The organism is Sphaerimonospora thailandensis (assembly GCF_016863115.1).
Classification (GTDB): Bacteria; Actinomycetota; Actinomycetes; order Streptosporangiales; family Streptosporangiaceae; genus Sphaerimonospora; species Sphaerimonospora cavernae.
The window spans coordinates 120010-146295 of sequence record NZ_BOOG01000008.1 but is presented as its reverse complement, the minus strand read 5'-3'; the positions used below and the strand labels follow the sequence as shown (position 1 = coordinate 146295).

The window sequence follows — 26286 nt, the reverse complement described above, 5'->3', positions numbered from 1 at the left end:
TGGGTGACCGTTCCTGCACACGTTACCGGGCCGGGACGCACGCCCCGGCCCGGTAGGCGAAGTGCGGGTTCAGGTGATGTCGCGGCGGACTGTCGTGGCCGAGGCCACGGCCGCGAACAGCAGGCCGTACCCGACCAGGACCAGTGCCCCACCCCAGGCGGGGAGCCAGTGGGGCACGCCGAGCCCGGTGTCGATGTCGATGCTCATCAGCGCGTTCGAGGCACCGCCGGGCAGCCACTTGCCGACGCCCTGCAGGGCGGGGATCGCGGTGAAGATCGACTCGATGATGTACGTCCACACGATCGCGCCGACAATGCCGGCGATCTGGTTGCGCACCAGAGCGCCCAGGCCGATGCCGAACACCGCGTAGAGGGCCGTGGACACCAGGATGCCGAGGCTGATCTGCGGGATGCGGGATTCGGCCAGGGAGAGCTCTCCCCCCGAGATCAGCACCGTGGGAATCACCACCAGCGCCTGGAACACCAGCACGGCCAGGGCGTACAGCGCGCCGACCACCAGACCGGAGACGAGCTTGGCGACGATCACCTGGCTGCGGCGCGGGGTGGTCAGGAAGGTGCCGGTGATCGTCTGGTAGCGGAACTCGGAGGTCATCATGATGACTCCGAGGATCATCACCATGATCCAGCTCATCTGCGCGCCGGTGGTCCAGGCGAGCTGCGCCCACTTCGGGTCATCCGTGGCGGGGATGCCCGCGGCGCCGTTGTTCTCGACTCCGGCGAACCCGATGAAGAAGGCCAGGAACACCCCGGTCAGCAGGAGCAGCACGATCAGCAGGATCCACCAGAGCCTGGTGGTGAACAGCTTCTGCAGCTCCGCCTTGACGAGATTGGTCATCGTCCCTCCGTCAGCTCAAGGAAGACCTTCTGAAGGTCCGACCGCTCCTGTGCGACCTCGGTCAGCACGATGCGCTGGTCGAGCGCCACCTGCCCGATGGCCTCGGTGTCCAGGCCGCGCACGCGCAGCACCCCGTCGTCGACGCTCTCGACCTGGGCTCCGGCCGCCTCGAGGGCGGGGGCGAGCTCCGCCGCCTTCACCGTGCGGACCCTGATCACCTCCCCGCCGTTCGTGGTCAGCTCGGCCAGGCTGCCCTGCCGTACGAGACGGCCCTTGGCGATGATCACCACGTTGTCGACGGTCTGCTCGACCTCGGACAGGACATGGCTGGAGACCAGCACCGCCGCGCCATCGTCGTGCGCGAGGTGGCGCAGGAAGCCGCGGAGCCATTCGATCCCCGCGGGGTCGAGGCCGTTGGCCGGCTCGTCGAGGATGTACACCTTCGGGCTGCCGAGCAGCGCGGAGGCGAGCGCGAGCCGCTGCCGCATGCCCAGCGAGAAACCGAGCACCCGCTTGTTGGCGGCATCGGCGAGGCCGACCTGGTCGAGTGCCTCGTCGGCCCGCTTCGCGGGCAGCCCGGCGGCGGTGCACATGATCCGCAGATGGTTGCGGGCGGTGCGGCCGGGGTGGAAGCTGGTGGCCTCGAGCACGGCCCCGACCTCGGTCAGGGGCGCGGCGAGTGAGGTGTAGGGCCTGCCGTTGACCAGCGCCTCGCCCGAGTCGGGCGTGACCAGGCCGAGCAGGCTGCGGAGCGTGGTCGTCTTGCCGGCCCCGTTGGGGCCGAGGAATCCGGTGACGGATCCCGCCTCCACGCTGAACGACACGTCGTCGACGGCCTTCACGGCCCCGAACGACTTAACTAGATTTTTGATCTCTATGGCAGTCATCAGGTCTGATTATCTCGCCCCAAGAACTGCCCTTTTCTCATCCTTTATGAGGATCTTAGGCACTCCCCCTGGGAGGAGGATCTCTCAACCTCTCAGCCTGCGGAGATGCGAAATCCCGCACGGGCGTCCCATGCGGGATTTCGGTGTCCCGTGCGGGATTTCGCAGGGGAGCTACGCCGAGGTGAGGCGCAGGATGTTCGCGATGATCATTTCGCCGGAGCCACCCTGGGTGGTGAGGATCGACTCGGGGTGGAACTGCACGGCGAAGCGCCGGTTGTCGATGTCCTCGATCGCCATCACCGCCCCGTCCGGAGTGCACGCGGTGACCGTGAAGCCGCCCGGCACGCCCGGCCGCTTGGCGTGCAGCGAGTGGTACCGCGCGGCGACGAACTCGCCGGGCAGGCCGTCGAGCAGGCCGCTGTCCCCCTCGCGGCGGACCCGGCCGCGCTTGCCGTGCTCCGGGTACGGCAGCAGCTCGAGTGTGCCTCCCGCCTGCTCGACCATGGCCTGCAGTCCCAGGCAGACGCCGAACACCGGCAGCCCCTTCGCGTACACCGCGTCGAGCAGGGCCGCGCAGCCGAAGTCGGACGGCCAGCCGGGGCCGGGCGAGAGCACGACCAGCGTGGGCGCGATGTCGTCGATCATCTCCAGCGGGAAGCCGTGCCGCAGCGTCACCACCGAGGCGCCCTGCCTGCGGAAGTAGTCGGCGAGGGTGTTGACGAACGAGTCCTCGTGGTCGACCAGCAGCACGGTGTGGCCCTCACCGGGCAGGTCGGCGGCCCGGGCGGGCTCCGTCTGCTCCTGCGTGCGGCCGGCCGCGGCGAGGGCGCCGAGCAGCGCGCTGGCCTTGAGCTCTGTCTCCCGTTCCTCGGCCTCGGGGTCGGAGTCGAACAGCAGGGTCGCCCCGGCCCGCACGGCGGCGACGCCGTCGCGGATCTGGGCGGTGCGCAGCGTCAGGCCGGTGTTCATCGAGCCGTCGAAGCCGATGAAGCCGACGGCCCCGCCGTACCAGCGCCGGGTCGTCTCCTCGTGGTCCTCGATGAACTGCATCGCCCAGGTTTTCGGGGCGCCGGTGACGGTGACGGCCCACATGTGGGTGAGGAAGGCGTCCAGCGCGTCGAACTCGGGGCGCAGCCTGCCCTCGATGTGGTCGACGGTGTGGATCAGCCGGGAGTACATCTCGATCTGGCGACGGCCGATGACGCGGACGCTGCCGGGGACGCAGACGCGCGACTTGTCGTTGCGGTCCACGTCGGTGCACATGGTGAGCTCGGACTCCTCCTTGACGCTGGACAGGAGCGTCCGGATCGCCTCGGCGTCCTCGACCGGGTCGGCCCCGCGGGCGATCGTGCCGGAGATCGGACAGGTCTCCACCCGGTCGCCGGTCACCCGCACGTACATCTCGGGCGACGCTCCGACCAGGTGCTCGCCGCCGAGGTTGAGCAGGAACTCGTACGGCGCGGGGTTGCTCGTGCGGAGCATGCGGTAGAAGGCGGCGGGGTCGGTGCAGGCCCCGTGGAAGACCTGGCCGGGGACGACCTCGAACAGGTCTCCCCGGGTGAACTTCTCCTTGGCCTTCGCGACGACCTCCGCGTACCCGCCCCGGCGCGGATCGTCCGGGATCCGGTCCGGCGTGACGAGCGGGATCGCCTCGCCGGTGCGCGGCAGGCCGTGGGTGGAGGCCCCGTCGACGGTGAACTCGTAGAGGTGCTCCACGCTGGTCTCGCGCACCCGGTCGATCACGACGAGCCGATCGGGCAGGTGGAGGACCAGGTCGCGCTGGTCGTCCGGCCGGGTCAGCCGGTAGCGGATCGGCTCGAACTGGAAGGCCAGGTCGTAGCCGAACGCGCCGTACAGGCCGAGGTGCGGGTCGTCGCCGCGGAAGGCCGCGATCACCTCACGAATCGCGGTGAAGACGGTCGGCCGGCGGGTGCGCTGCTCCTCCGGCAGCAGGTCCTCGGACTCCGGCACGTGCACCTCGACGAACCCGTCGCTGGGCTCGGTGACCGGCTTGCCCGCGGCGAGCAGGCAGGACGCGACCACGGGGAGGACGACCAGGCCGCGGTCGTTCAGCGCCCGGGCGGAGATCCGCCGCCCTCTGACGACGAACTCCAGGCAGGGATCGACGTATCCGAAGGCCCATCGGCTGTAGCGGCCGGGGTAGTCCATGCCGGAGGAGAAGGCGCCGCCGCGGTGCTCGCCGAGCGCCGTCACGATCTCCTCGAGCGCCGCCTCCGACACGTCGCGCACCCCGCGTTCCACGGTGACGCCGCCTGCGGTGGTATATCGGCTGATCTCCACTTGTCCATGCCCCTTTTGGCCGAAGCCCGTCGAATGCCCCAGGGCGGACAACGCAGAAGGCCGCCTCTCGGGGCGGCCGGTCCGTTTACGCTTACGAATGCGAAACCCACGCCGCCTGTTAGCGGCGCCACCACTGAAGGGTCGCGGGAACTCGCATGGAATGAAGGGTAGCGGCGGTGACCGCGATCATGCAACGGGACACGCTGGCCGAATGGCCGTGCGGATAGATATTCTGTTACCAGTAGGTAAAAAGGAGGAGCGCGAAGGAGTCCGCATGGTCGATCTGCCGGTCCGGCTGCCGATTTCCTGGACAGTCCAGCGGCCGGGACGCCGCCCCGCCCACCGGGTGCGGGTCAGGCGCAACCTTCCCGTGCCCATGCCGGACGGCGTGATCCTCCTGGCCGACCACTACATCCCGCTCGGCGCCACCCGCCCGCCCATCATCCTGATCCGCACGCCCTACGGCCGGGGCGGCCCCTTCGGCTGGATGTACGGCTGGGCGTTCGCGCGGCACGGCTTCCAGGTCGTCCTGCAGAGCTGTCGCGGCGGATTCGGCTCCGGCGGCCTGCTCGACCCGCTCGCCGACGAGCACGCCGACGGCCTGGCCACGGTCGAGTGGCTGCGCCGGCAGCCGTGGTACGGCGGAAGCCTCGCCATGCACGGGCCCTCCTACCTCGGCTACACCCAGTGGGCCATCGCGGCCGAGACGCCGGACCTGAAGGCGATGGCGACGCAGGTCACCGCCTCCTGCTTCCGCGACGCGGCCTACGTCGGCGGCGCGTTCGCCCTGGAGTCGTCGCTGATCTGGACTACGCTCACCGCCCACCTGGACGGGCGGCTGCCCGGGATGGCCCCGCTGTTCGTCCCGCGCAGGGCACGCCGGGCCTTACTTTCCGCGCTGTCCGCACTGCCGGGACCGGCCGGACCCGACGGGGCGCCGGAGTCGTGGGGAGGGCCGATCACCGAGCTCGACCTGCTGGCGGCGGGCCGCCCGCTGCCCTTCTTCCGCGAACTGCTCGCCAATCACGCCGACCCGGCCTCGTCGTACTGGCAGAAGAGGGACTTCTCCGGCACGGTCGACAGGGTGACGGCCGAGGTCACGATGACCGGCGGCTGGTACGACGTGTTCCTGCCGTGGCAGCTGAAGGACTACGCCGCGATGCGCGCCGCCGGGCGGCAGCCGTACCTGACGATCGGGCCGTGGCATCACACCGACGTACGGCACGGGCGGGCCGCCAACAACGACGCGCTGGCCTGGTTCCGTGCGCACCTGCTCGACGACCCGTCCGGGCTGCGTGCCTCCCCCGTACGGCTGTTCGTGACCGGCGCCGACGAGTGGCGCGACCACCCCGACTGGCCGCCGCCGGGGACGCGGCCGGTGCGCTGGCACCTGCAGCCGGGCTTCGCGCTGTCCACCGGCAACCCGGCCCCCTCCGAGCCGGACCGGTACCGCTACGATCCCGCGCATCCCACCCCGGTCCTCGGCGGCCCGGTGCTGATCGGCGACTCCTCCCCGCGGGACAACAGGCGGCTGGAGGCCCGGCGGGACGTGCTCGTCTACACCTCCGACGCCCTGGCCGAGGACATCGAGATGATCGGGCCGGTCACCGCCGACCTGTTCCTGCGGTCGACCAACGACCACGCCGACGTGGTCGTGCGGGTGTGCGACGTCCACCCCGGCGGCGCGTCGATGAACGTCTGCGAGGGCGTCCGCCGGCTCACCCCGGCCCTGCCGGTCGGCGCCGACGGCGTGCGCCGGGTGGAGGTCGAACTGTGGCCGATGGGGCACCGCTTCCGCCGGGGCCACCGGATCCGGGTGCATGTGGCGAGCGGGGCCTATCCCCGGATCGCCCGCAATCCGGGCACCGGGGCGGCGCTGACCGCGGGCAGCCCGATGGTGCCGTCGGACCATGAGGTCCTGCACGACCCCGGGCACCCCTCGGCCGTCGTGCTCCCCCACATCGCGGCGCGATAGCCGTCGTTCGGCGCGCCGACCCGACCGTTCAGCGATCGGTGACGACGCTGTGATCTACGCGTATTTACTGTGATCCACGTCACTCAACCGGGTGACACACAAGGTGTCTGATCGGTTTGGAGAGTCGTTGACCACGCCCCGCACCGACCGCAGCAACTGGTACTGGCTGCTTCCGATCCCCATCGTGATCCCGCTGATCACACCCCTGTTCAACGCCGTCGAACCCCGCCTTTTCGGCATCCCGCTCTTCTACTGGCTGCAACTCGCCTTCATCGTCCTCGGCGTCACGACCACGACGGTCGTCTACCGCATGACGCGGAGGGGCCGATGACCACCGAGATCGTCATCTTCACGATCCTGTTCCTACTCGTCAGCGGCATGGGCTTCGTCGCGGCCCGCTGGCGGCGCGCCGACGACCTCGCCAGCCTGCACGAGTGGGGTCTCGGCGGGCGCAGCTTCGGCTCCTGGATCACCTGGTTCCTGGTGGGCGGCGACCTCTACACCGCCTACACGTTCGTGGCCGTCCCGGCCCTGCTGTTCGGCGCCGGCGCCATGGGCTTCTTCGCCGTGCCGTACACGGTGGTCGTCTATCCCCTGGTGATGCTCGTGCTGATCCGGCTGTGGTCGGTCTCGCACGTGCACGGGCTGGTCACGCCCGCCGACTTCGTGCGGGCCAGGTTCGGCTCGCCGACGCTGGCGCTGCTGGTCGCGATCACCGGCATCGTCGCGACCATGCCGTACATCGCGCTGCAGCTCGTCGGCATCGAGGCGGTGCTCAAGACGATGGGCGTGACCGGCGACCTGCCGCTGATCATCGCCTTCGCGATCCTCGCGGCCTACACCTACCAGTCCGGCCTGCGTGCGCCGGCGCTGATCGCCTTCGTCAAGGACTCACTGATCTACATCGTGATCCTCGCGGCGGTCATCTACATCCCGGCGAAGCTCGGCGGCTGGAGCTCGATCTTCGCTGCGGCCCAGGCCAAGTTCGAGGCCACGCCCGCGCCCGGCGACGGCGTTCTACTGAACGCCGGCAACCAACTGCAGTACGTCACGCTCGCGCTCGGCTCGGCGCTGGCGCTGTTCCTCTACCCGCACAGCGTCACCGGCGTGCTGGCGTCGCGGGACCGCAACGTGATCAAGCGCAACATGTCGGCGCTGCCCGCCTACAGCTTCCTGCTGGGCCTGATCGCGCTGCTCGGCTACATGGCGATCGCGGCCGGGGTCACCCCGATCGGCAAGGACTCCAACACGGTCGTTCCGCTGCTGTTCGACAAGATGTTCCCCGACTGGTTCGCCGGGGTGGCCTTCGCCGCGATCGGGATCGGCGCGCTGGTGCCCGCCGCGATCATGTCGATCGCCGCGGCCAACCTGTTCACCCGCAACATCTACCGCGAATATCTGCGGCGGGACGCGACCGACGCCCAGGAGGCCAGGGTCAGCAAGATCACATCCCTGGTCGTGAAGGTCGGCGCCGTGCTGTGCATCCTGCTCATCGATCCGCAGTTCTCCATCGACCTGCAGCTCATCGGCGGTGTGATCATCCTGCAGACGCTCCCGTCGGTCGCGCTCGGGCTGTTCACCCGCTGGTTCCACCGGGCCGGCCTGATCGCCGGGTGGGTCGGCGGAATGGGCGCGGGCATGGTGATGCTCTACAACATCTCCAGCCCCACCCACGCCCACTTCGCCGGGTCGGGATTCCCGCTGTCCCAGCTCGGCCTGGACACCAAGATGACGATCTACGCCGGGTTCCTGGCGCTGATCGTCAACCTGGTCGTCGCCGTGCTCGGGACGTTCCTCGCCCGCGCGCTCAGGGCGGCCGACGGACCGGACGCGACCCGTCCGGACGACTACACGGCGGACAAGGACGACCCCCGCGTCCACGAAGTGGAGACCTCCGGCTCCACCTGATCCCCCAGGAGCCGCATCCTCCAGGAGCCGGATCCCCCGGGAGCCGGCCCGCTGCACCCGCCCTGCCCGGCGGGTGCGAATCCCGCCCGGCGGCCCCACGCGGCCCCGGGCGGGCCGCCGCCCATGGGCGGACCGCGCTCACCCGGCGAGCTTCATCAGCTCGTCCAGCGCGTCACGCAGGTAGTCGATCAGGTCCCACACATCGGGGACCATGTCGCGGTCGGCGATGATCCCGAAGTCGACGCGGCCGTCGTACGAGAAGACGGTGATGTTGATGCCGCCGCTGACATCGGTGATCACCGAGATCGGATACTGGGCGACGACACGCGCGCCGCAGACGTACAGCGGGATCTGCGGCCCCGGCACGTTGGAGATCAGCAGATTCATGGCGGGGGCCCGGCGCGAGGCCAGCCGGAACCCGGACCGGGCGGCCAGCGCGTTCAGCGCGGCGGGCATGGCCTGGCTGAACTCGATCAGCCAGGTCGCCGGCGCGGCGGAGAACCGCTCCTTGACCAGGGTCATCGAGTCGCCGACGGCGCGCAGCCGGTCCAGCGGGTCGGCGAGGTGCGTCGGCAGCGTGGTGATCGCCGGGATCACCTCGTTGGCCGGTCCGCCCCCAGGTGATCGGCCCCTGGTGGATATCGGGATGCCGACGACGAGCGGCAGGCGCGGCAGCTCGTCCCGCTTGGCCAGCCACCGCCGCAGCGCGGCCGCGCACAGCGTCAGCACCACGTCGTTCACCGTACGGCCGAAGGCGTTCTTCACGTGTTTGATCTCGTCGAGCGGCAGCGTCCCGAACGCGAACCGGCGGTGCTGGGAGACCGGACCGGACAGCGGGGTACGCGGCACCGGCATGCGGGGCAGGCCGGGCAGCCGCTCGGCGCCGATCCCCCGGACGCCGATTCCACGGATCAGCCGCGAGACCAGCCCGGCGCCCGAAACCTGGGAGATCACCGGCATCTCGTCCAGCCTCGGCACCGCGTCGGCGAGGAAGCGCAGCAGGGCCAGCGGGTTGTCCAGGACCCGGGTGACGCCCCTGACGGTCATCTCCAGCGGGCCGGGGGCCGTCGCCGCCTCATCGGGCTTCGGCGGCTCGGCGGCCGGGGCGTCGCACGGCCGCGACTCGAAGTCCATCAGCGCCGCCATCACCTCGACCCCGGTCACCCCGTCGATCGCGGCGTGGTGGACCTTGGTGTACAGGGCGACCAGACCGCCGGCCACTCCCTGGATCACGTACAGCTCCCACAGCGGCCGCCGCCGGTCGAGGGCTCTGCCGTGCAACCGGGCGACCTGCTCGGCGAGCTTGTGGTCGTCACCGGGCGGCGGCAGCGCGAGCTCGCGGACGTGGTAGTCGAAGTCGACCTCCCGATCCTCCGCCCAGTACGGATGGTCGAGTCCCAGCGGCACCCCGACCAGACGGCGGCGCAGGGGCGGGGCGAGGTGGAGCCGGCCGCGCAGCAGCGTCACCAGGTGCTCCCGGTTGATCGTGCCGCCGGGTGCGTCGGACGGGTCGAGGATCGTCAGCCCCGCGATGTGCGCGAGGTTGGTGACGGTCTCGAAGTTGAGGAACTGTGCGTCGAACGGGCTGAGCTGCTGTCCCATGCCTACAAACTGCCCCGAAACCGCCCGGACACCGCCCTGGAACATCGTTCACCCTGAACGGCACGGCCTGCTCGGCCGATGGGCATGGCCGATGGGCATGGCCGATGGGCCCTGCCGCCGATCAGGGGCGCAGCTTCATCAGCGCGTCGGCGACGTCGAACACCGAGGAGCCGAGGTCGAACCGGCTGAAAAGGTGTACCTGATCCCCCGCCTCGATCTCCAGCAGTTCAGTGGTCAGTCCGTAGCGGCGGCGGGAGTCCACCCGGATGCGGTCCACGTCGTTCCAGGAGATCCGTTCCCTGCCGGCCAGGCCGGCGACGACCAGCCCGTCGGCGCTCGCGGACAGTCGTACGGGGATGACCAAATCGCGCATCGCCACCACGGCGAGCCCGAGGGCCACGACCCCGGCGAGGAAGAGCTGGTGATGATCGCCGATCGTCGCCAGCACTCCGAACAGGACGGCTCCGGCGATCTTGGCCATGACGACCTGTCGCGGCACCCGCCATTCGTGCCGCGGCCCCTCAACAGCAGCCACGGTGGCAGCGTAACAACGCCCAGAGCGTCACGACGCCGTCCGTGTTCCGATCCTCCGCGCCTCCGACGGTTACCACCGGGGGGACCTTCAGTCACCGGAATGTGACCCTGGACCGCTCCAACACGGCCCGCCTCTGGGCGCACTATCGAAACAGGTGCCAGACCGGCGCCACCCTCGCGGGACGCCCTCGCCCGCAGGGAAACCTCCGAGGAGTAACGATGTCCCGAGCACGCCCCCTGGCCGCGCTGGCCGTCCCGCTGATGACCGCCACGATCCTGGCGGCACCCGCCGCCGCGGCTCCCGTCCCCGCCGCCGTCCCGATTCCCAGCACGGCGCGGACCGGCGCCGCCCGTCCCGTGTCGACCCTGGTCGACATCCGAGCCGCCCACCATCGCGGGCTGGACCGCCTGGTCTTCGAGTTCCGCGGGCCGCTTCCGGCCACCCGCCGCGCTTCCTACGTCTCCTCCCTGATCGCCGACGGCTCGGGCAATCGGGTCCAGGTGGCCGGCGACGCGATCCTGCAGGTCCGCTTCGGCCACGCGGTGGGGCACGACAGCCGCGGTGCGGGCACCTACGGGCCCACCCGCGAGACCTATCCCCTCCCCGGGGTGATCCAGGTCGTCAACGCGGGCGACTTCGAGGGGGTGCTCAGCTTCGGCGTCGGGCTGTCGCGGCGCACGCCGTACCGGATGTACACCCTCACCCACCCCAACCGGGTCGTCATCGACATCAAGACGCCGTTCCGGACCGTGCCGGTGAAGACCTTCCTGCACAACTCGCGCGCCTACGCGGCGGGGCGTGAGCCGTACACGGTGGCGGTGCGCCGCCCGGTGATCCCGCCCGCCACCGCACGCGGCGCCCTCCAGCGGCTGTTCGCCGGACCGACCCGGGCCGAATACGCCAGGGGGCTGCGCTTCGTCAACTCCAAGGCCACCGGTTTCAGTTCGCTGACCGTACGTGACGGGGTCGCCCGGGTCCGCCTCACCGGGAAGATCACGAGCGGAGGATCCACGTACACGATCGCCGACCAGATCACCCCCACCCTCAAGCAGTTCCCCGGCATCCGCTGGGTGAAGATCTACGACCGCTTCGGCCGCACCCAGCACCCCACCGGCCGGTCCGACTCCATCCCCAGCAGCCTGGAACCGTAACCCACCGCACCCCACCCCCACCCCCGTGATCTTGCAGTTTCTCACACCTAAGCCACCCGACCTGGTATACGGGTTTCATGATCTTGCACTTACTGTGAACCGCAAGATCATGAACAACGTTTTCGCTGGTCAGGGCACACATCTGCGAGAAACTGCAAGATCACGGCGCGAGAAATCCCTGCTCACGGCGCTCTGCTGTGAGAATTCGCAAGATCACGGCTGGGGGTTTCGTGGTCAGGTCACCGGGATGATCCGGGCCTCTCGCAGGCGGCCGTTCTCGATTTCCAGTACGCCGAGGGTGCCGTGGGGCTGGCGACGGCGATCGGTGGGCGATCCGGGGTTGAAGACGCGCACCCCGTCGCCCGTCAGATCCATCGGGATGTGGGAGTGGCCGAACACGACCAGGTCGGCCTCGGGGAACCGGCGGCGCATCCGGGCGGTCCTGCCCTCCTTCGGGCCGCTATCGTGGATCATGGCGACCTTGAGGCCGTCCAGATTGAGCTCCAGGGTCTCCGGGGCGCCCCAGTCCGCCACGTCGGGGCCGTCGTTGTTGCCGAGCACCGCGTGGACGGGCGCGTAGGCCGACAGTTCGACCAGGACGTCGGCCGTGCAGACGTCTCCCGCGTGGAGGATCACGTCCGCCTGCCGGAGCTGCTCGGCCACTCTGGGCGGGCACGACTTCCACCGGCGTGGCGCGTGTGTGTCCGCCAGCACGACCACTTTCACATTTCCATTCTCTCCGCCAGGGTCCTGGGTCCCCGCTCCCCCTCGAGGAAGGACCTTCCGGGCGGGACGTACGGCCCTGGCAGTGGGATGGCGGTGATCACCAGACTGGCCTCATGAACGAGACACTCAAGCCGGAAGCAGTCCTGGTGGAGACGAACGGAAAGGTCCCGGCGGGGGCCGTGACGGAGGCGCGGGAGCGCATCTCGGCGCTGACCCGCTTCACCGGCAGGCCGATCCTCTACGCCAGGGTCGTCCTGGGCGACTCGCCCTCCCGCATTCCGGAGGAGCGCTGCCGGGCCCGGGCCGTCCTCGACGTCAACGGGTACGCCCTGCACGCCGAGGCGCGGGCCGAGACCATGCACGGCGCGATCGCCGGCGTCCAGGAGCGGCTGCGCTCCGGCCTGGAGCGGCTGACCGGACGGCACTCCAGGAAGCACCCGCAACGGTCGCCGCGCAAGGGGCCGGCGGAGGTGGACGAGGAGGCACGGCAGCCCGAGGTGCCGGTCTGACGGGAGCAGACGGAGCCCGCCGACCCAGGCCCTAACAGAGCATCCCCGTACGGCTCGCCGCAACCCTCCGGCGGGCCGTACGTCATTGCCGTACGTCATTGCCGTACGTCATTGTGGTGATCGCGGAGTGGTCAGTGTCCGGATGCCGGGGGCCGGACGGTCGCCGATCGTCCGCCCGCCGATCGTCCTTCGATGGGAACGTCGTTCCAATGCCGTCACGGCGACCATCGTGCCCAGCCCGGCCAGCACGACGATCGAGATCGCCAGCAGCGCCAGCGTCACGAGCACCGCCATGGCCGCCAGGGAGACGGCTGCTCCCAGCAGCTCCGCCACATGCCCTCCCGAGATCGCCCCTCGCCATGGGAGATTGCCGGATATGAGTGCCTTGCCGTAAAAGAGTCATACTCTACCGCCCGGGGCTTCGCGGGCACTCTCTCGCATTCGCGCGGATTCGACCCCCGCACCCCGGGTACGGCTGGGCTGATCTGCTGAGGAAGCCGAGGAAGCGGTGGGCTCATGATCTTCAGAAGCGGATCGGGCCGCCGCCGGTCCGGGTACTGGTCGGCACACCGGGCGGCGCGCTGGTCGGTGCGCCGGCCCGGCTGTCAGCTCGGCGGGCGGCCATGGCGTGGACCACGACGCAGGCCGCGCGCGCGGGGTGGACGGCTGCGCGCCACCGCCCGCGACGCCTTCGGCTGGGAGCGGCTGCGGCCGGGCCAGCGGGAGGCGATGGAGCACCTGCTGGCCGGGCGCGACGTGCTGCTGGTGATGCCGACCGGCGGCGGGAAGTCGGCCGTCTACCAGGTGCCCGGTCTCCTCCTGGACGGCCCGACCGTCGTGATCTCGCCGCTCATCGCGCTCCAGCGCGACCAGGTCATGAGCCTGCTGACCGCCGACGCGGGCGGGGCGGTGGCGGTGAACTCGGCGGGGTCGGTCGAGGCGGGCCTCGATCAGGTCATCGCGGGCCGGGCCGAATACGTGTTCCTGTCGCCCGAGCAGCTCGCCAAGCCTGAGGTCGTCGACCGGCTGGCCGAGGCCCGGCCCTCGCTGATCGCGGTGGACGAGGCGCACTGCGTCTCCGCCTGGGGTCACGACTTCCGTCCCGAGTATCTGCGGCTCGGCAAGGTGATCGAGCGGCTCGGCCATCCGCCCGTGATCGCGATGACGGCGACGGCCGCGCCGACCGTGCGCGACGAGATCGTCCGGTCGCTGGGGATGACCTCCGCCCAGCAGCTCGTCCGGGGCTTCGACCGGCCCGGCATCTATCTCGAGGTCCGCCGGTTCACCTGTGAGGACGACAAGCGCCGGGCGCTCGCGGAGCACCCGATGGACGGCCTCGGCCTGGTCTACGTCGCCACTCGGCGCCAGGCCGAGGAGTACGCCGCGCTGCTGTCGGACGGCGGCCGCCGGGCCGAGCCGTACCACGCGGGGATGAAGGCGAAGGACCGCCGCAGGATCCACGAGCTGTTCCAGGGTGACGGCCTGGACGTCGTCGTCGCGACGTCGGCCTTCGGAATGGGCATCGACAAGCCGGACGTCCGGTTCGTACTGCACGCCGCCCCGCCGGAGTCCCTGGACGCCTACTACCAGGAGATCGGGCGGGCCGGCCGGGACGGCGAGCCGGCCGCCGCGGTGCTGTTCTACCGGCCCGAGGATCTCGGCCTGCGGAAGTTCTTCGGCGGCGGACGGGCCGACCGGGCCACGATGGAGCGCATCGCCGAGATCGTCCGCGAACTGGACGACGGCGGCGAGGTGCCCCCGGCGCGGCTGCGCGAGCTGCTGGAGGTCGGCCCGGTCAAGCTGGCCTCGCAGGTGAACCTCCTGGAGCGGGCCGGCGCCGTGGCGGTCGCCCACGGCGGCGGGCTCAGCTACGCGCCGGACGGCCCGCCGCCGGACGAGGCGGCCGACCGCGCGATGGAGCTCGACGACATGCGGCACCGTCTCGACGACTCCCGTCTGGAGATGATGCGGGGCTACGCCGAGACCACCGGCTGCCGCCGCCGTTTCCTGCTGGAGTACTTCGGCGAGCCGTACGAGCGGGTGTGCGGCGCGTGCGACACCTGCCGTTCTGGCGAGGCGACCGCCCCCGCCGTCACCGGCGACGAGGGGCCCTACCCGCTGCACGCGGGCGTACGGCACGCCGAGTGGGGCCCCGGGATCGTGATGAGCCGCGAGCCGGACCGGATCACCGTGCTGTTCGACTCGGTGGGCTACAAGACCCTGGCGCTCGGCGCGGTGGAGGGCATCCTCGGCCTCGCCTGACCCGCTGCCGCCGCGCGTCCCTCCGGGCCCGTCCCGGTGACCGGGAACCGCGGTGCCGCCCCTCCGCCGCCTGTTCTTACGATCAGCGGCGACCGCGCGACTCCGGTTCGCCTGTGTCGCGACAGGAAGGGACTGATGATCATGGCCGGGGCGCAGCGCACCCCCGAGCAGCGGATCGCCGATCTGGAGCGGGTGGAGGCGATCAAGACGCTGAAGTACCGCTACTGGCGGGCCTGCGACAACAAGGACCCGGAGGCGTTCCGCGACTGCTTCATCCGGGAGGGCGCGTCGATCCGTTTCGGCCGGATGGGCGACTACGACGACGTCTCGGGGCTGGTGGAGATCTTCACGAAGATCGCGCTCCGCGAGGAGGACGGGCGGCACGTGATCCTGGACATGCACCACGGCATCCATCCCGTGATCACGCTGCTGTCCGACGCCGAGGCCGTCGGCCAGTGGACGCTCCGCTTCCGGCAGATCAACCTGCTCGACAACACCGAGAGGCTCGCGAGCGTCGAGTACGACGACACGTACGTCATCGAGGACGGACGCTGGAAGAAGTCCAGCTGCCACGTCCGCGAGCTCTGGTCGATGGTACGGCCACTGCCTGAGGGAACCGTCGTCAAGGAGGGGTTCTGACATGGGGCGCGGCACCGGGAAGGTCGCGGTCGTCACCGGCGCGAGCAGAGGGGTGGGCAAGGGCGTCGCGCTCGCTCTCGGCGAGGAGGGCTGGACCGTGTACGTCACCGGGCGCGGCCCGGCCGACGACGCCAGTCCGCTGACGCGTACGGCCGAGGGGGTGACCGAACGCGGCGGCACCGGGATCGCCGTCGTGTGCGACCACCGGGACGACGCCCAGATCATGGCGCTGTTCGATCGCGTCGACACCGGGCACGGGCGGATCGATCTGCTGGTCAACAACGTGTGGGCCGGGCCGAATTACGACAACGCGGCCGATCCGTTCTGGAAGCGGCCGCTCAGCGACTGGGAGACCCTCATCGACGTGGGGCTGCGGGCGCACTTCGTCGCCAGTGCCGCCGCGACGTCGCGGATGGTCGAGCGCGACAGCGGCCTGATCGTCAACATCTCCTCCTTCGGCACCCGGCGTCATCTGCACTCTGTGCTGTACGGCATGTCCAAGGCGGCGCTCGACAAGATGACCTGTGACATGGCCCATGAACTGGCCGGACACGACGTAACGGTCCTGTCGCTCTGGCTGGGGCTCGTGCAGACCGAGAAAGTGCTGTCCAAGGGGATCGACAACATCGCCGGCTTCCCCATCGCCCAGGCCGAGACCCCCGAGTTCGAGGGCCGGGTGATCGCCGCGCTCGCCGCCGACCCCGAGATCGGCTCCCGCAGCGGGCAGACGCTCATCTCGGCCGAGGTCGCGCTCGAATACGGCGTGACGGAGAAGGACGGCCGCCGTCCCGCCTCGCACCGCGCCGCCTTCGGCGGTGGCCCGGTGTTCCCCCCGGCCTGAACAGCCGGCGATCCGATTCCGCTGCGCAATGCAAACATTACGGACCGTGACATCTGTCCGTCTTGCGGGCGTTCCCACCTGGGAGGACACTCAAAAGGGGGATTTATCACACTCTAGGGGGTGAGTCGGGTGCAGGAAGGGTTCAGCACCTACGAGACGTGGCCGTTCGAATGCCTGCGCTGCCTGCTCGTCTGGGAGGAGGAGTACCTGGTCCGGCGTCTGTCGGACGGTCACGGTAACGACATGGTGGTGTGGACTCGTGAGGGCACACCCGTCCAGCCCCCGTGGTCGGGGATGAGCTGCCCCTCCTGCGGCTGCGGCAGTGTCACCACCTTCCCCACGGGCTACCTCGGCCATCACGCCGAGATCGTCCGCAGGGCCGAACCGGCCGTGCCCGTCCCGTTCACGCGGGTTCCGGCCGAATCCGCCTCCGCCGCATCCGGGCTGCCCGCGGAGGCGTAGATCTCCGTGCGTCGGCGGCGTCCGTGCCTTCGACGGCGCGGAATCTCGGCATTCCGCCCGTCCCGGGCACGGTCGCCAGGCCCCGAGCACATCGTCCCCGCCCGGCCCGGCATCGCGATGCGCTTTCACCGACGGCCGTCCTCCCAGTTGGCGGCCATTTGTCAGTCAGACACGGCATAGTCTCCTGTGCATCCGTACGGCGAGCGCGAGGGGTCGCGGCAGCCGTACGGCCGACCCGGGCGTCGCCTGATCGAAGCAACTGAGGGGATGGGCGCGACACTCGGAGCGCGCAGCGTGCACAATCTTTCCCCGAACCTCAACGTGAAGGCGGATCAGGATCGTGACGACGTCCATTCAGCAGCGGATCGCCGAGGAGCTCGGCGTGCGCGAAAGCCAGGTGACCGCGGCCGTCGACCTGCTCGACGGCGGGGCCACGGTGCCGTTCATCGCCCGTTACCGCAAGGAGGCGACGGGCACGCTGGACGACGCGCAACTGCGCACGCTCGAAGAGCGGCTGCGCTACCTGCGGGAGCTGGAGGAACGGCGAGCGGCCATCCTCGACTCCATCCGCTCCCAGGGCAAGCTCGACGACGCCCTGGAAGCGCAGATCATGGCGGCGGATTCGAAGGCCCGGCTGGAGGACATCTATCTCCCCTTCAAGCCCAAGCGCCGCACCAAGGCCCAGATCGCCCGGGAGGCGGGGCTGGAGCCGCTGGCCGACAAGCTGCTGGCCCAGCCGGAGCTCGATCCGCATGCCACGGCGGAGGCGTTCGTCGGAGAGTGCGTGGCAGACGCGGCGGCGGCGCTGGAGGGGGCCAGGGCCATCCTGGTCGAGCGCTTCGCCGAGGACGCCGACCTGATCGGCGATCTGCGCGAGCGGATGTGGGCTCGCGGCAGGCTGGTATCCCAGGTGCGGGAGGACAAGCAGGAGGCCGGGGCGAAGTTCGCCGACTACTTCGACTTCTCCGAGCCGTTCACGTCGCTGCCGTCCCACCGGATCCTCGCGATGTTCCGGGGTGAGAAGGAGGAGGTCCTCACTCTCACGCTCGACCCCGAGGCCGAGGAGCCGAACGACTACGAGCTGCGGATCGCCCAGCGGTTCGGCGTCTCGGATCGGGGCCGCCCCGCCGACCGCTGGCTCGCCGACACCGTCCGGTGGTCCTGGCGCACCCGGATCCTCGTGCACCTCGGCATCGATCTGCGCACCCGGCTGTGGCAGGCCGCCGAGGAGGAGGCGGTCCGCGTCTTCGCCGCCAACCTGCGCGACCTGCTGCTGGCCGCGCCCGCCGGCACCCGGGCGACCATGGGCCTCGACCCGGGGCTGCGTACCGGGGTGAAGGTCGCGGTGGTCGACGCGACCGGCAAGGTGGTCGCGACCGACACCATCTACCCCCATGAGCCGAAGCGGCAGTGGGACCAGTCGCTGGCCGTGCTCGCCCGGCTCGCCGCCGAGCACAGTGTCGATTTGATCGCGATCGGCAACGGCACGGCCTCACGGGAGACCGACAAGCTCGCCGGCGAGCTGGTACGGCACATGCCGCAGCTCACCAAGGTCGTCGTCTCGGAGGCGGGCGCCTCGGTGTACTCGGCCTCGGCCTACGCCTCGCAGGAACTGCCCGGTCTCGACGTGTCGCTGCGCGGGGCCGTCTCGATCGCGCGCCGCCTCCAGGACCCGCTGGCCGAGCTGGTGAAGATCGACCCCAAGTCGATCGGCGTGGGGCAGTACCAGCACGACCTGTCCGAGCTGAAGCTGTCGCGCTCGCTCGACGCGGTGGTCGAGGACTGCGTGAACGGCGTCGGCGTGGACGTGAACACCGCGTCCGCCCCGCTGCTGACCCGCGTGTCGGGCATCGGCGCCACGCTGGCGGAGAACATCGTGGCCCACCGGGACGCGAACGGACCGTTCCGGTCGCGTAAGGGCCTCAAGGACGTCCCCCGGCTCGGCCCGAAGGCGTTCGAGCAGTGCGCGGGCTTCCTGCGCATCCCCGGCGGCGACGACCCGCTGGACGCCTCCAGCGTGCATCCTGAGGCGTACCCGGTGGTCCGCCGCATCCTCGACGCCACGACCGGCGACCTTCGCGCCCTGATCGGCGACGCCTCGGTGCTCCGCTCGCTCAGGCCGGCCGACTTCGTCGACGACACCTTCGGGCTGCCGACCGTCACCGACATCCTGAAGGAGTTGGAGAAGCCGGGACGCGACCCCCGCCCGGCCTTCAAGACCGCCACCTTCAAGGAGGGCGTGGAGACGCTCGCCGATCTGACCCCGGGGATGGTGCTGGAGGGCGTGGTGACCAACGTCGCCGCGTTCGGCGCCTTCGTCGACGTCGGCGTGCACCAGGACGGCCTGGTCCACGTTTCGGCGATGTCGAACTCGTTCGTCAAGGATCCGCGCGACGTGGTCAAGCCCGGCGACATCGTGCGGGTGAAGGTGCTGGACGTCGACATTCCGCGCAAGCGGATCTCACTCACCCTGCGCCTCGACGACGAGGTCATCGGCCGAGGTCAGAACAGCCAAAACGGTCAGAACGGGCCGAGCGCCCAGAACTCCCCGAAGGGTCGTCCGGGCGCCGGCGGGAGCGCGCAGCAGCAGGGCCGGGGCAGACAGGGCCAGGGACAGCGACAGGGCGGCCAGAAGCAGGGACAGCGGCAGGGCGGTCGCGGTTCGGGCGGCGCCCCGGCGGGCGGCGCGATGGCCGAGGCCCTGCGCCGCGCCGGCCTCGCAGGCCCCGACTCCCGCTGACTGGCCGACTCCTGCTGACTGGCCGACTCCCGCTGACGGGCCGGTGTCCTGCGGGCGGGCCGGTGTCCTGCGGGCGGCACCGGCTGGTTCCGCCGGTGCCGCCGGTGACGCCGTACCGCTGGGGGCGCCCTGGGCGCGCGCCCGCGGGCTTCGCCGGCCGTTGCCATGTACGCCCCGGACAACGACGACGGGGGGTGACATCGGGCGTAAAGCCTGACCAGCTGCGGCCATGAGCATGGAAGGCGGACGTTTGCTGTCCTTTCGCCGCTGGGTAAGCCCTGCGCGACGCTCAGCGGAATCGGGGGAAGGAGCAGGCGAGATGACGTTCAATCCGCTGGAGGAACGGGGGATTCCTCTGGACCGTCAGCTGCGCAACTGGCGCGAGCTGAACGTGACCCCGATCGACCCGGATCACGCCGATCCGTACACCCGGTGCCGGATCATCACGATGAACGGCATCGAGAGTGAAGCGATCATGTTCAATCGTCATCTCGCCCGGCACTGCCCCGACCTGGAGGACAGGCAGCAGCTGGCAGAGACGCGGTTCATCGAAGCGCAGCAGCAGAGGGTGGTCAACTGGCTGCTGCCGGGGCTGGCCTCGGTGCTGGAGACCACGCTGGCCTACGAGCAGGTGGCGACCGACCTGACCGCGTGGGTCGCCCGGATGGAACCCGATCCCTACCTCAAGCAGGCCTACCAGTTCGGGCTGCTGGAGGACTTCGATCACCTGTATCGATACGCCAACCTGTTCGAGATGATCGAGCACCGGAAGGCCGAGAAGATCGTCGACCAGCTCACCGAGGTGATCCCGGCCCGGCCGACCAGGCTGCACCAGCGGCACCCGGTCGACAACGTGCGCGAGCCCTACGACCGGAACACCGCCGCTCCGATCTCCAAACTGCACGCGCTGACCATCATGTCGGCCGAGCAGCAGACGATGAACTTCTACATGAACGTCGGGCCGATGTACATGGAGCCGATCGCCCGGCAGCTCTACCAGGAGATCAGTCTGATCGAGGAGGAGCACGTCACGCATTACGAGTCCCTGGTGGATCCGGGCGAGACGTGGTGGGAGCAACTGGTCAACCACGAGTACAACGAGTGCTACCTCTACCACTCGTTCATGGAGACCGAGACCGATCCGAAGGTGCGGGCGATCTGGGAGCTGCATCTGAACATGGAACTCGAACACCTGCGTATCGCGGCGGACATGATGCGCCGGCACGACGGGCGGGAACCGCAGGAGATCCTCGCCCCACGGCTGCCCGCACCGGTGAGGTTCGAGCCGAACAAGAGCTACATCCGCGAGGTGATCGCCACCCAGATCGACTACACCACGCTGGGCACCGGGTACGTCCAGGAGGCCCATGAGCGCTTCCAGCGCTGGCAGGAACAGATCCACGGAGACCAGGAGCCGCCGAGCGAACGCGTCATCGACGAGAACCGCGCCAAGTCCGGCCGGGAATACCGCCTGGAGACCGAGGGCGCCCACCCGATGTACAGCCTGCGGACCCATTGAGCACCCCGCCGGCGGTACGGCCCACGCCCCGGGGCGTGGGCCGTACCGCCGAGCGGTGGCCGTCGGCCCGTCAGTCCTTCCTGCCGACCGCCATCGCGATCAGGTCGCGGGCCCTGTCCATGATCGCTACCGGCGGTCCGAGCAGCAGGTTCCGCATCGCCGACTCCACCCCGGGGCGTGGACGGGTGGGTGCCATCGCCTCCGCCGCCCGCACGCCCAGCGCCATCGCCCGGCGTTCCATCGCCGAGGTGCGGGCCCGGAGTCGCGGGAACTCGTACCGTTCCTCCGCGCGCGCGTGCGCCAGCACGGCGACCCGCAGCATGTCGAGGTTGGCGAGGAAGTCCGGATGCCGCGGCCCGTTCCGGTCCATCACCACGACCAGCCGCTTGGCCTCGCGTTCCTCCGCAAGACGATCGGCGACCACCGCGTTTCCGCCGTCCAGCTTGCGCCGCGCGTAGGGGTGCACGATCTCCTCCTCGGCCGTCTCGTGCACCGCGAGCATCCGCACCAGCCGCCGGAACGCCTCCGCCCGCCCGTCTTCCGGCGCCTTCGCCACCTCGTCGAGCATGTCCCTGATCATCGAATGCTGATGAATGAGCAGATCGACGACGTCGTTCTCCCTCATCAGCTCAGGAACCGGATGTTGTACATCGGTCATGGGACTCTCCCTTCGGGTCCGACGCCATGCCCGTACCCAACCCGATTCGGGCCGCGATGCCCCCGCGCGCCCGCGAATCAGGCACCTGAACCAGGCCCGCGAACAGGCACCGTGGAATCCGTACCCTCCCGCGTTCGGCATCACGCCTGCAAGATCATGGGGAGAGGGGGAGCGAAAACGGGCGGAGGTCCGCCCGTTTCCTGTTCGGTGGCGTCGGTTTCACTGGTTGGGCGGCGCGGCCGAGATGCCTCCCAGAGCCGACCGGGAGTCCCGTTCCATCGCGAGATCCCCGAGGCTGACGATGCCGACGGCCTGGTCGTCCCGTACGACCGGCACCCGGCGGATGGCCCGCTCACGCATGAGCCGGACGACCTCGTCCACGGTGGCGTCCGGAGACACCGTCGTGAGCTCCTCGCTGCTGGCCTCCCTCACCGGGGTGTCCGGCCCTTTCCCGTCGGCCATGACGCGGATGGCTATGTCACGGTCGGTGATGATGCCGCGCACATGTCCGCCGTCGGTGACGACGATGCCACCGGCGTCCTTTTCGCGCATGAGCCGGGCGGCGGTCGACACCGTGTCATTCGCCTCCACCGTCGCCGGATTGGCCGTCATCACGTCCGCCACGGTCTGTGCCATCGGAAACCTCCTGTCCTTGGTGAAGAACTAATCTCCATACCCTCCACGCCGAGGACACACGTCCGGGTGAGGAAGTTCCTCCCGGCGGCACCCGCCGTGACATGAGGCGGCCTCCCGCGCGGGGTCGCCCGCTGGTGCTCCTGCGGCCGAACTCTCGTAGTCTTCGCTCTGGACACGATCGGACAGAGGAAGGATCCCCATGGCAGATCCCGGGTCCTGGGTCGTCGTCGGCCTCGACAACGGCGGCACCAGCAACAACGCCACGGTCCTCGACGCCTCGGGCGCCTTCCTCGTGGACCGCATGGTCGAGACGCCCAGCCTGGTGCGGCAGGGCCCCGAGGTCGCGGTCGGCCGGCTCCTCCACGCCCTTGACAACGTGCTGGAGCTCACCGGCGTCGCGAGGTCCCGAGTCCGCGCGGTCGGTCTGGACACACCCGGCCCGGCCAGCGCCGACGGAGTGATCTCCACGAAGGGCGCGACCAACTTCCTCGACCCCGGGTGGTACGGCTTCGACTTCCGGGGAGCGCTGGAGCATCGGCTCGGCCTGCCGGTCGTGTACAACAACGACGGCAACGCCGCCGCCCTGTACGCCCACCATGTCCACTTCGGCCCCGACGCCTGGCGCCACGCGTCGGTGTCGGCCATCGTCGGTACGGGTCTCGGCGGCGGCGTCATCGAGGCCGGGCGCGTGGTCAAGGGGGCCGCCGGGATGGCCGGCGAACTCGGCCACGTCCACATCCCGATGCAGGGCTTACTGGAGGAAGGACAGCCGATCCCCGCCTGCAACTGCGGCTTCACGGGTGACGCCGAGAGTGTCGCCTCGCTGACGGGGATCGAGAAGAGCCTGCTGCCGTTCTGGCTCACCCGGTTCCCCGACCACGAGCTCGCCCGGGTCGAGCCGATCGGCAAGGCGGCCAAGCTGCTACGCGGGTACGGCGAGAACGGCGACCCGCTCGCGCTCAAGGTCTTCGAGCAGCAGGCGATGGCCATCGGACGGCTGTTCACGATCGCGGCCAACTTCACCGACCCCGGTGCGTACTTCCTGGGCGGCGGCGTGGTGGAGGCCGCGCCGCACTTCCGGGAGTGGTTCCTCGGCAAGGTCCGCGAGCACACCCTGCTGCGGGACGAGCAGCGTCAGGTGGCCACCGTGGCGCTGGTGGAGGATCGCGACATGGCGGGGGCGCGCGGCGCGGCTCTCGCCGCCCTCGCCGAGATCTCCGAGATCACAACACGCTGATCGTCACCTGCTGAGCCGCGAGCGTGCCGCGAGGCGCGTTCCCTAGGCGGGTTGCCACTGAGCGCTTGTCGCTAGAACCAGCCGCGGTGGCGTGCCATGGCCGACAGGCCGTCGCGCAGCGCGTGCTCGGCGGCCGCCGGATGGTCACCGTACCGAACGTGGAAGCGGTTGTAGACGTCATGCCCGGACGTCAGCAAGCCGCCCCGTCTGTCGGCTTCGAGGATGACCTCCATGGACGACGGCCCGGCGATGAAGGTCAGCTCGAGCTCGTTGAAGTGACGGCGCCACTCCGGGCCGGCGTAGTATTCGATCTCCTGGTAGAAGGGCATGGTCGACCCCCTGAGCGTGCCGCGCTCGAGATCGGTGCGTTTGAAGCCGAAGCCCATGCGATCCAGCGCGTGAAGCAGGTGCTCCTGTGCGGGCAGCGGCTGGACGAACAGCGGGTCGAGATCGCCCTTATCGAGTGCGCCGGCGAGAGCCAGCTCTGTCGCCACACCGAGCCGCATGCCGGGCAGGGGACGGTCCCCGATCGCGCTGATCGGCGTCTCCCAGGGCACGGGGATCGCGAACGGGAGCGATCGGGACTCACCGGCCCGCAGCTCGAACGGTCCGCTGACCTGCGCGCGCTGGAAAACGTAGGTCGCGTGGTGCTCGCCGTCACCACGCTCGACCTCCACCACCGCGGTGAAGTCGATGGTGATCCCGTCGACCTTGTGGTCGTCAGAACCGCCACGGAAGCGCACCTCCCCTCGCAGGGTCTCCCCCGGCCGGACCTGCGGGGCGTGCAGCACCGTGTCGACCTCGACTCCGGCGCCGAAGGCGGCCATCAGCCTGCGGAACACCGATCACTCCTCACGTGGTTCTGATTCCTTACCGCCGAGAACGCGCCACGCGGGACCGGAGTTCCCGCCTCGCCGGGGACGGTCCATGAGGCACGGAGGCGAAACAGTATCTGCAAAAGTGGGCAAATAACCGTTATTGCCACGAGCAACCCAAGCAGCGGCGGTGGAGGATAGAAAGGTCATTTTGCGCTGTGGGCCTCACGGGTCGGTCGGCCCCGACCCGCCATCGGAGCCTTGGCGATACGGGGGAGGAAGCATGACCGTGACCCAGACGACGCCCCAGGCGGCGACCCAGACGTCTCGCGGCACGTCCGCCGCGACCACGACTCCCGCGGCGGCGGAGGAGCCCGGCCGTCAGTTCAATCTGAACCTGCCGTTCGTGCGCATCCAGGTACGGCCGCCGGAACTGCACCTCCCGCACATCGGACTGCCGCATGTGAGCCGCCACGACGTGGGCCAGGCCGTGGACATCGCCCGGACGTTCCTTCCGCCACCCGAGCGGCTCGCATATTACGGCGGGCTCGGTGCGCTGGCGGTGCTCGGACTGATCGACTGGCCGGTGGCGGCCGCGATCGGCGCCGGAACGATGATCGCGCAGCGGACCCGTGCGCAGGAGCAGCGGTGGTCTCCGCTGCGTGCGCCACGTCACGAAACCCGCGCCACACCTGTCTCCACTCCGGGCGCCGCCGCTACCCCGAGCCCGTCGGCCGCAGGCGAGCAGGCGGTCAGGGAAGCCGCCGCACGGGCGGCTCAGCAGGCGTCGGCGAAGGCCGAGCCGAAGACCAAGCCGGCGTCGACGACAGGGCGTACCAGGACCACCGGCAAGTAAGGCACCAGCCTCAGATGGACCAGGCCGCTTCGGTTTGTCTGGTCCATCCGCGCGTTCCCGGGTCTTGCCGGATGAAGCGCGCACCGACCGGCGGCGGGGAGGGCGACCACGTCCGCACCGATGGCTTCCCCGCCGCACCGGGACGCGATGCACGGCGGTAGGTCTCCGTCTGGTCATGCGCTGTTCACCGCACGGTAACCTCTTTTACGCCTACATGCGAGGTTTATGCGTCATGCTGCCATAGCACGTTGCTTCGTCCCGATAAGGTGTCTCATGACTGACTTCATCGCCGCCGTTCTCGCCAAGGCGGCTCTGATGCTCCTGGAAGCACTGATCATGCGACTCGTCCAGGCTCTGGCGACGTCCAGCTTCCGGATCAACTTCGCCCCGGCGGTCTGAACCGCCTTCCCGGATCGCGGCGCCCCCGCCCCAAGCCACACAGCACCAGGAGAAAGGCCATTCGGACAGGAACGCCTCCCGTCGCCGGCGTCCCTCACTCTCCCCTTCATCCGGTTCATCCGTCGCCCCCTTGAACCCGGCGACCGCTGAGGTACGCCGGGTTGCGCTCTCCTTTCTAATCAGAAACCCCCAAACCGGGAAGAAGGGACGAACCAGGAGTAACCTGACTACAAGTCCATATCTCGGGAGGGTGGTGCGACATATGCCGTACAGCGCCGACATGGGGACACATCCCGACATCCTGGAGCTACGTGCGCGGTACGAGGCCGCGGGCGCGAACCCCGCGGCACAGCTGACCGACGGCCTCACCCTGTTGAGCGGGCTGTACCTCGCGCTCTCACCCTGGGTCGTCGGATTCCAGAACCGCCCGATCGCCGTCAACAACCTGGTCACGGGTCTCGCGATCGCGGTGCTGGCGCTCTGCTACAGCTCGGCGTTCGGCCGCACCCACGGCATCTCCTGGATAGCGCCCGTGCTCGGGCTGTGGACCATCATCGCGCCATGGGTGATCCGAGGAGGGACGAACACCGCGGGGACGATCGCGAACAACGTCGTCACCGGCGCGATTCTCCTGGCTCTCGGCCTGACGACCGTGCGTTTCAGCATGATCGGGCGCGGCCGGCCCGCCGGATTCCACGCTCCCCCCGAGCACTGAACGGCGACACTCACCCATCTGCCTAACGAGGCGGCGATCCCGGCGCTGCGGAAGGTGC

25 protein-coding genes are annotated in these 26286 nt (G+C 69.9%); 15 read left to right on the top strand and 10 right to left on the bottom strand.

Going from position 1 to position 26286, the window contains the following annotated elements:
- Window positions 1-69 precede the first annotated feature (69 nt).
- The 3 genes from Mth01_RS03810 to Mth01_RS03800 all read right to left on the bottom strand — a co-directional run bounded on the left by Mth01_RS03810 (window position 70) and on the right by Mth01_RS03800 (window position 4043).
- Window positions 70-855: an ABC transporter permease gene (locus Mth01_RS03810; protein ID WP_204011297.1), complete on the bottom strand. Its 786-nt coding sequence runs from the start codon at window positions 853-855 to the stop codon at window positions 70-72.
- On the bottom strand, window positions 852-1742 hold the full coding sequence (locus tag Mth01_RS03805) for an ABC transporter ATP-binding protein (RefSeq protein ID WP_204011295.1): 891 nt from the start codon (window positions 1740-1742) through the stop codon (window positions 852-854). The genes Mth01_RS03810 and Mth01_RS03805 overlap by 4 nt, the downstream gene beginning before the upstream one ends.
- Before the next feature lie 171 nt (window positions 1743-1913).
- Window positions 1914-4043, bottom strand: coding sequence for an anthranilate synthase component I (locus Mth01_RS03800; RefSeq protein WP_204011279.1), 2130 nt, complete (start codon window positions 4041-4043; stop codon window positions 1914-1916).
- Window positions 4044-4317: 274 nt separating this feature from the next.
- On the opposite strand from Mth01_RS03800, the gene Mth01_RS03795 reads away from it, so the two are divergent.
- The 3 genes from Mth01_RS03795 to mctP all read left to right on the top strand — a co-directional run bounded on the left by Mth01_RS03795 (window position 4318) and on the right by mctP (window position 7926).
- Window positions 4318-6018, top strand: coding sequence for a CocE/NonD family hydrolase (locus Mth01_RS03795; protein ID WP_204011276.1), 1701 nt, complete (start codon window positions 4318-4320; stop codon window positions 6016-6018).
- A gap of 127 nt (window positions 6019-6145) precedes the next feature.
- Window positions 6146-6349: a DUF3311 domain-containing protein gene (locus Mth01_RS03790; protein WP_204011262.1), complete on the top strand. Its 204-nt coding sequence runs from the start codon at window positions 6146-6148 to the stop codon at window positions 6347-6349.
- Window positions 6346-7926: a monocarboxylate uptake permease MctP gene (gene mctP / locus Mth01_RS03785; protein ID WP_204011260.1), complete on the top strand. Its 1581-nt coding sequence runs from the start codon at window positions 6346-6348 to the stop codon at window positions 7924-7926. Before Mth01_RS03790 ends, mctP begins: the two co-directional genes overlap by 4 nt.
- 138 nt (window positions 7927-8064) lie before the next feature.
- Here mctP and Mth01_RS03780 read toward each other — a convergent pair whose 3' ends face one another.
- Entirely contained in the window at window positions 8065-9528 is a 1464-nt protein-coding gene (locus tag Mth01_RS03780; RefSeq protein WP_204011258.1) for a WS/DGAT/MGAT family O-acyltransferase, read from the bottom strand.
- A gap of 121 nt (window positions 9529-9649) precedes the next feature.
- Window positions 9650-10063 (bottom strand): PH domain-containing protein, encoded by a 414-nt coding sequence (locus tag Mth01_RS03775; protein WP_239089329.1) that lies wholly within the window; start codon window positions 10061-10063, stop codon window positions 9650-9652.
- Between the two features lie 218 nt (window positions 10064-10281).
- Between Mth01_RS03775 and Mth01_RS03770 the strand changes: the two genes are divergently transcribed.
- Window positions 10282-11214 (top strand): GerMN domain-containing protein, encoded by a 933-nt coding sequence (locus tag Mth01_RS03770; RefSeq protein ID WP_204011257.1) that lies wholly within the window; start codon window positions 10282-10284, stop codon window positions 11212-11214.
- Between the two features lie 234 nt (window positions 11215-11448).
- Here Mth01_RS03770 and Mth01_RS03765 read toward each other — a convergent pair whose 3' ends face one another.
- Window positions 11449-11940: a metallophosphoesterase family protein gene (locus tag Mth01_RS03765; protein WP_204011256.1), complete on the bottom strand. Its 492-nt coding sequence runs from the start codon at window positions 11938-11940 to the stop codon at window positions 11449-11451.
- Between the two features lie 113 nt (window positions 11941-12053).
- Here Mth01_RS03765 and Mth01_RS03760 point away from each other — a divergent pair, with 113 nt between their 5' ends.
- Window positions 12054-12449 (top strand): HPF/RaiA family ribosome-associated protein, encoded by a 396-nt coding sequence (locus Mth01_RS03760; RefSeq protein WP_204011254.1) that lies wholly within the window; start codon window positions 12054-12056, stop codon window positions 12447-12449.
- A gap of 108 nt (window positions 12450-12557) precedes the next feature.
- On the opposite strand, the gene Mth01_RS03755 is transcribed toward Mth01_RS03760, so the two are convergent.
- Complete coding sequence (locus Mth01_RS03755; RefSeq protein ID WP_204011252.1) at window positions 12558-12782, bottom strand: hypothetical protein; 225 nt, start codon at window positions 12780-12782, stop codon at window positions 12558-12560.
- 183 nt (window positions 12783-12965) lie between these two features.
- On the opposite strand from Mth01_RS03755, the gene Mth01_RS03750 reads away from it, so the two are divergent.
- From Mth01_RS03750 to Mth01_RS03725, 6 genes are all read left to right on the top strand, one after another.
- Complete coding sequence (locus tag Mth01_RS03750; RefSeq protein WP_204011250.1) at window positions 12966-14711, top strand: RecQ family ATP-dependent DNA helicase; 1746 nt, start codon at window positions 12966-12968, stop codon at window positions 14709-14711.
- Between the two features lie 135 nt (window positions 14712-14846).
- The gene (locus tag Mth01_RS03745) at window positions 14847-15350 is read left to right on the top strand and encodes a nuclear transport factor 2 family protein (protein WP_204011248.1); all 504 of its coding nucleotides are present in this window, start codon (window positions 14847-14849) and stop codon (window positions 15348-15350) included.
- 1 nt (window position 15351) lies between these two features.
- Complete coding sequence (locus Mth01_RS03740) at window positions 15352-16191, top strand: SDR family NAD(P)-dependent oxidoreductase (RefSeq protein WP_204011245.1); 840 nt, start codon at window positions 15352-15354, stop codon at window positions 16189-16191.
- Between the two features lie 120 nt (window positions 16192-16311).
- A complete protein-coding gene (locus tag Mth01_RS03735) occupies window positions 16312-16653 on the top strand; it encodes a hypothetical protein (RefSeq protein ID WP_204011236.1) in 342 nt (113 codons plus the stop codon).
- Between the two features lie 340 nt (window positions 16654-16993).
- Window positions 16994-19393, top strand: a complete 2400-nt coding sequence (locus Mth01_RS03730) for a Tex family protein (RefSeq protein WP_204011234.1) — start codon at window positions 16994-16996, stop codon at window positions 19391-19393.
- Window positions 19394-19712: 319 nt separating this feature from the next.
- Window positions 19713-20912, top strand: coding sequence for a hypothetical protein (locus tag Mth01_RS03725; protein ID WP_204011232.1), 1200 nt, complete (start codon window positions 19713-19715; stop codon window positions 20910-20912).
- 70 nt (window positions 20913-20982) lie between these two features.
- On the opposite strand, the gene Mth01_RS03720 is transcribed toward Mth01_RS03725, so the two are convergent.
- The gene (locus tag Mth01_RS03720) at window positions 20983-21570 is read right to left on the bottom strand and encodes a hemerythrin domain-containing protein (protein WP_239089328.1); all 588 of its coding nucleotides are present in this window, start codon (window positions 21568-21570) and stop codon (window positions 20983-20985) included.
- Window positions 21571-21789: 219 nt separating this feature from the next.
- The gene (locus tag Mth01_RS03715; protein WP_204011231.1) at window positions 21790-22206 is read right to left on the bottom strand and encodes a CBS domain-containing protein; all 417 of its coding nucleotides are present in this window, start codon (window positions 22204-22206) and stop codon (window positions 21790-21792) included.
- A gap of 199 nt (window positions 22207-22405) precedes the next feature.
- On the opposite strand from Mth01_RS03715, the gene Mth01_RS03710 reads away from it, so the two are divergent.
- The gene (locus tag Mth01_RS03710) at window positions 22406-23443 is read left to right on the top strand and encodes an ROK family protein (protein WP_204011230.1); all 1038 of its coding nucleotides are present in this window, start codon (window positions 22406-22408) and stop codon (window positions 23441-23443) included.
- 71 nt (window positions 23444-23514) lie between these two features.
- On the opposite strand, the gene Mth01_RS03705 is transcribed toward Mth01_RS03710, so the two are convergent.
- A complete protein-coding gene (locus Mth01_RS03705; protein WP_239089327.1) occupies window positions 23515-24285 on the bottom strand; it encodes a sporulation protein in 771 nt (256 codons plus the stop codon).
- 256 nt (window positions 24286-24541) lie between these two features.
- On the opposite strand from Mth01_RS03705, the gene Mth01_RS03700 reads away from it, so the two are divergent.
- From Mth01_RS03700 to Mth01_RS03695, 3 genes are all read left to right on the top strand, one after another.
- On the top strand, window positions 24542-25114 hold the full coding sequence (locus Mth01_RS03700) for a hypothetical protein (RefSeq protein WP_204011229.1): 573 nt from the start codon (window positions 24542-24544) through the stop codon (window positions 25112-25114).
- Between the two features lie 273 nt (window positions 25115-25387).
- The gene (locus Mth01_RS30085; protein WP_275408883.1) at window positions 25388-25513 is read left to right on the top strand and encodes a hypothetical protein; all 126 of its coding nucleotides are present in this window, start codon (window positions 25388-25390) and stop codon (window positions 25511-25513) included.
- Window positions 25514-25793: 280 nt separating this feature from the next.
- On the top strand, window positions 25794-26228 hold the full coding sequence (locus tag Mth01_RS03695; protein ID WP_204011228.1) for an SPW repeat protein: 435 nt from the start codon (window positions 25794-25796) through the stop codon (window positions 26226-26228).
- Window positions 26229-26286: the final 58 nt, after the last annotated feature.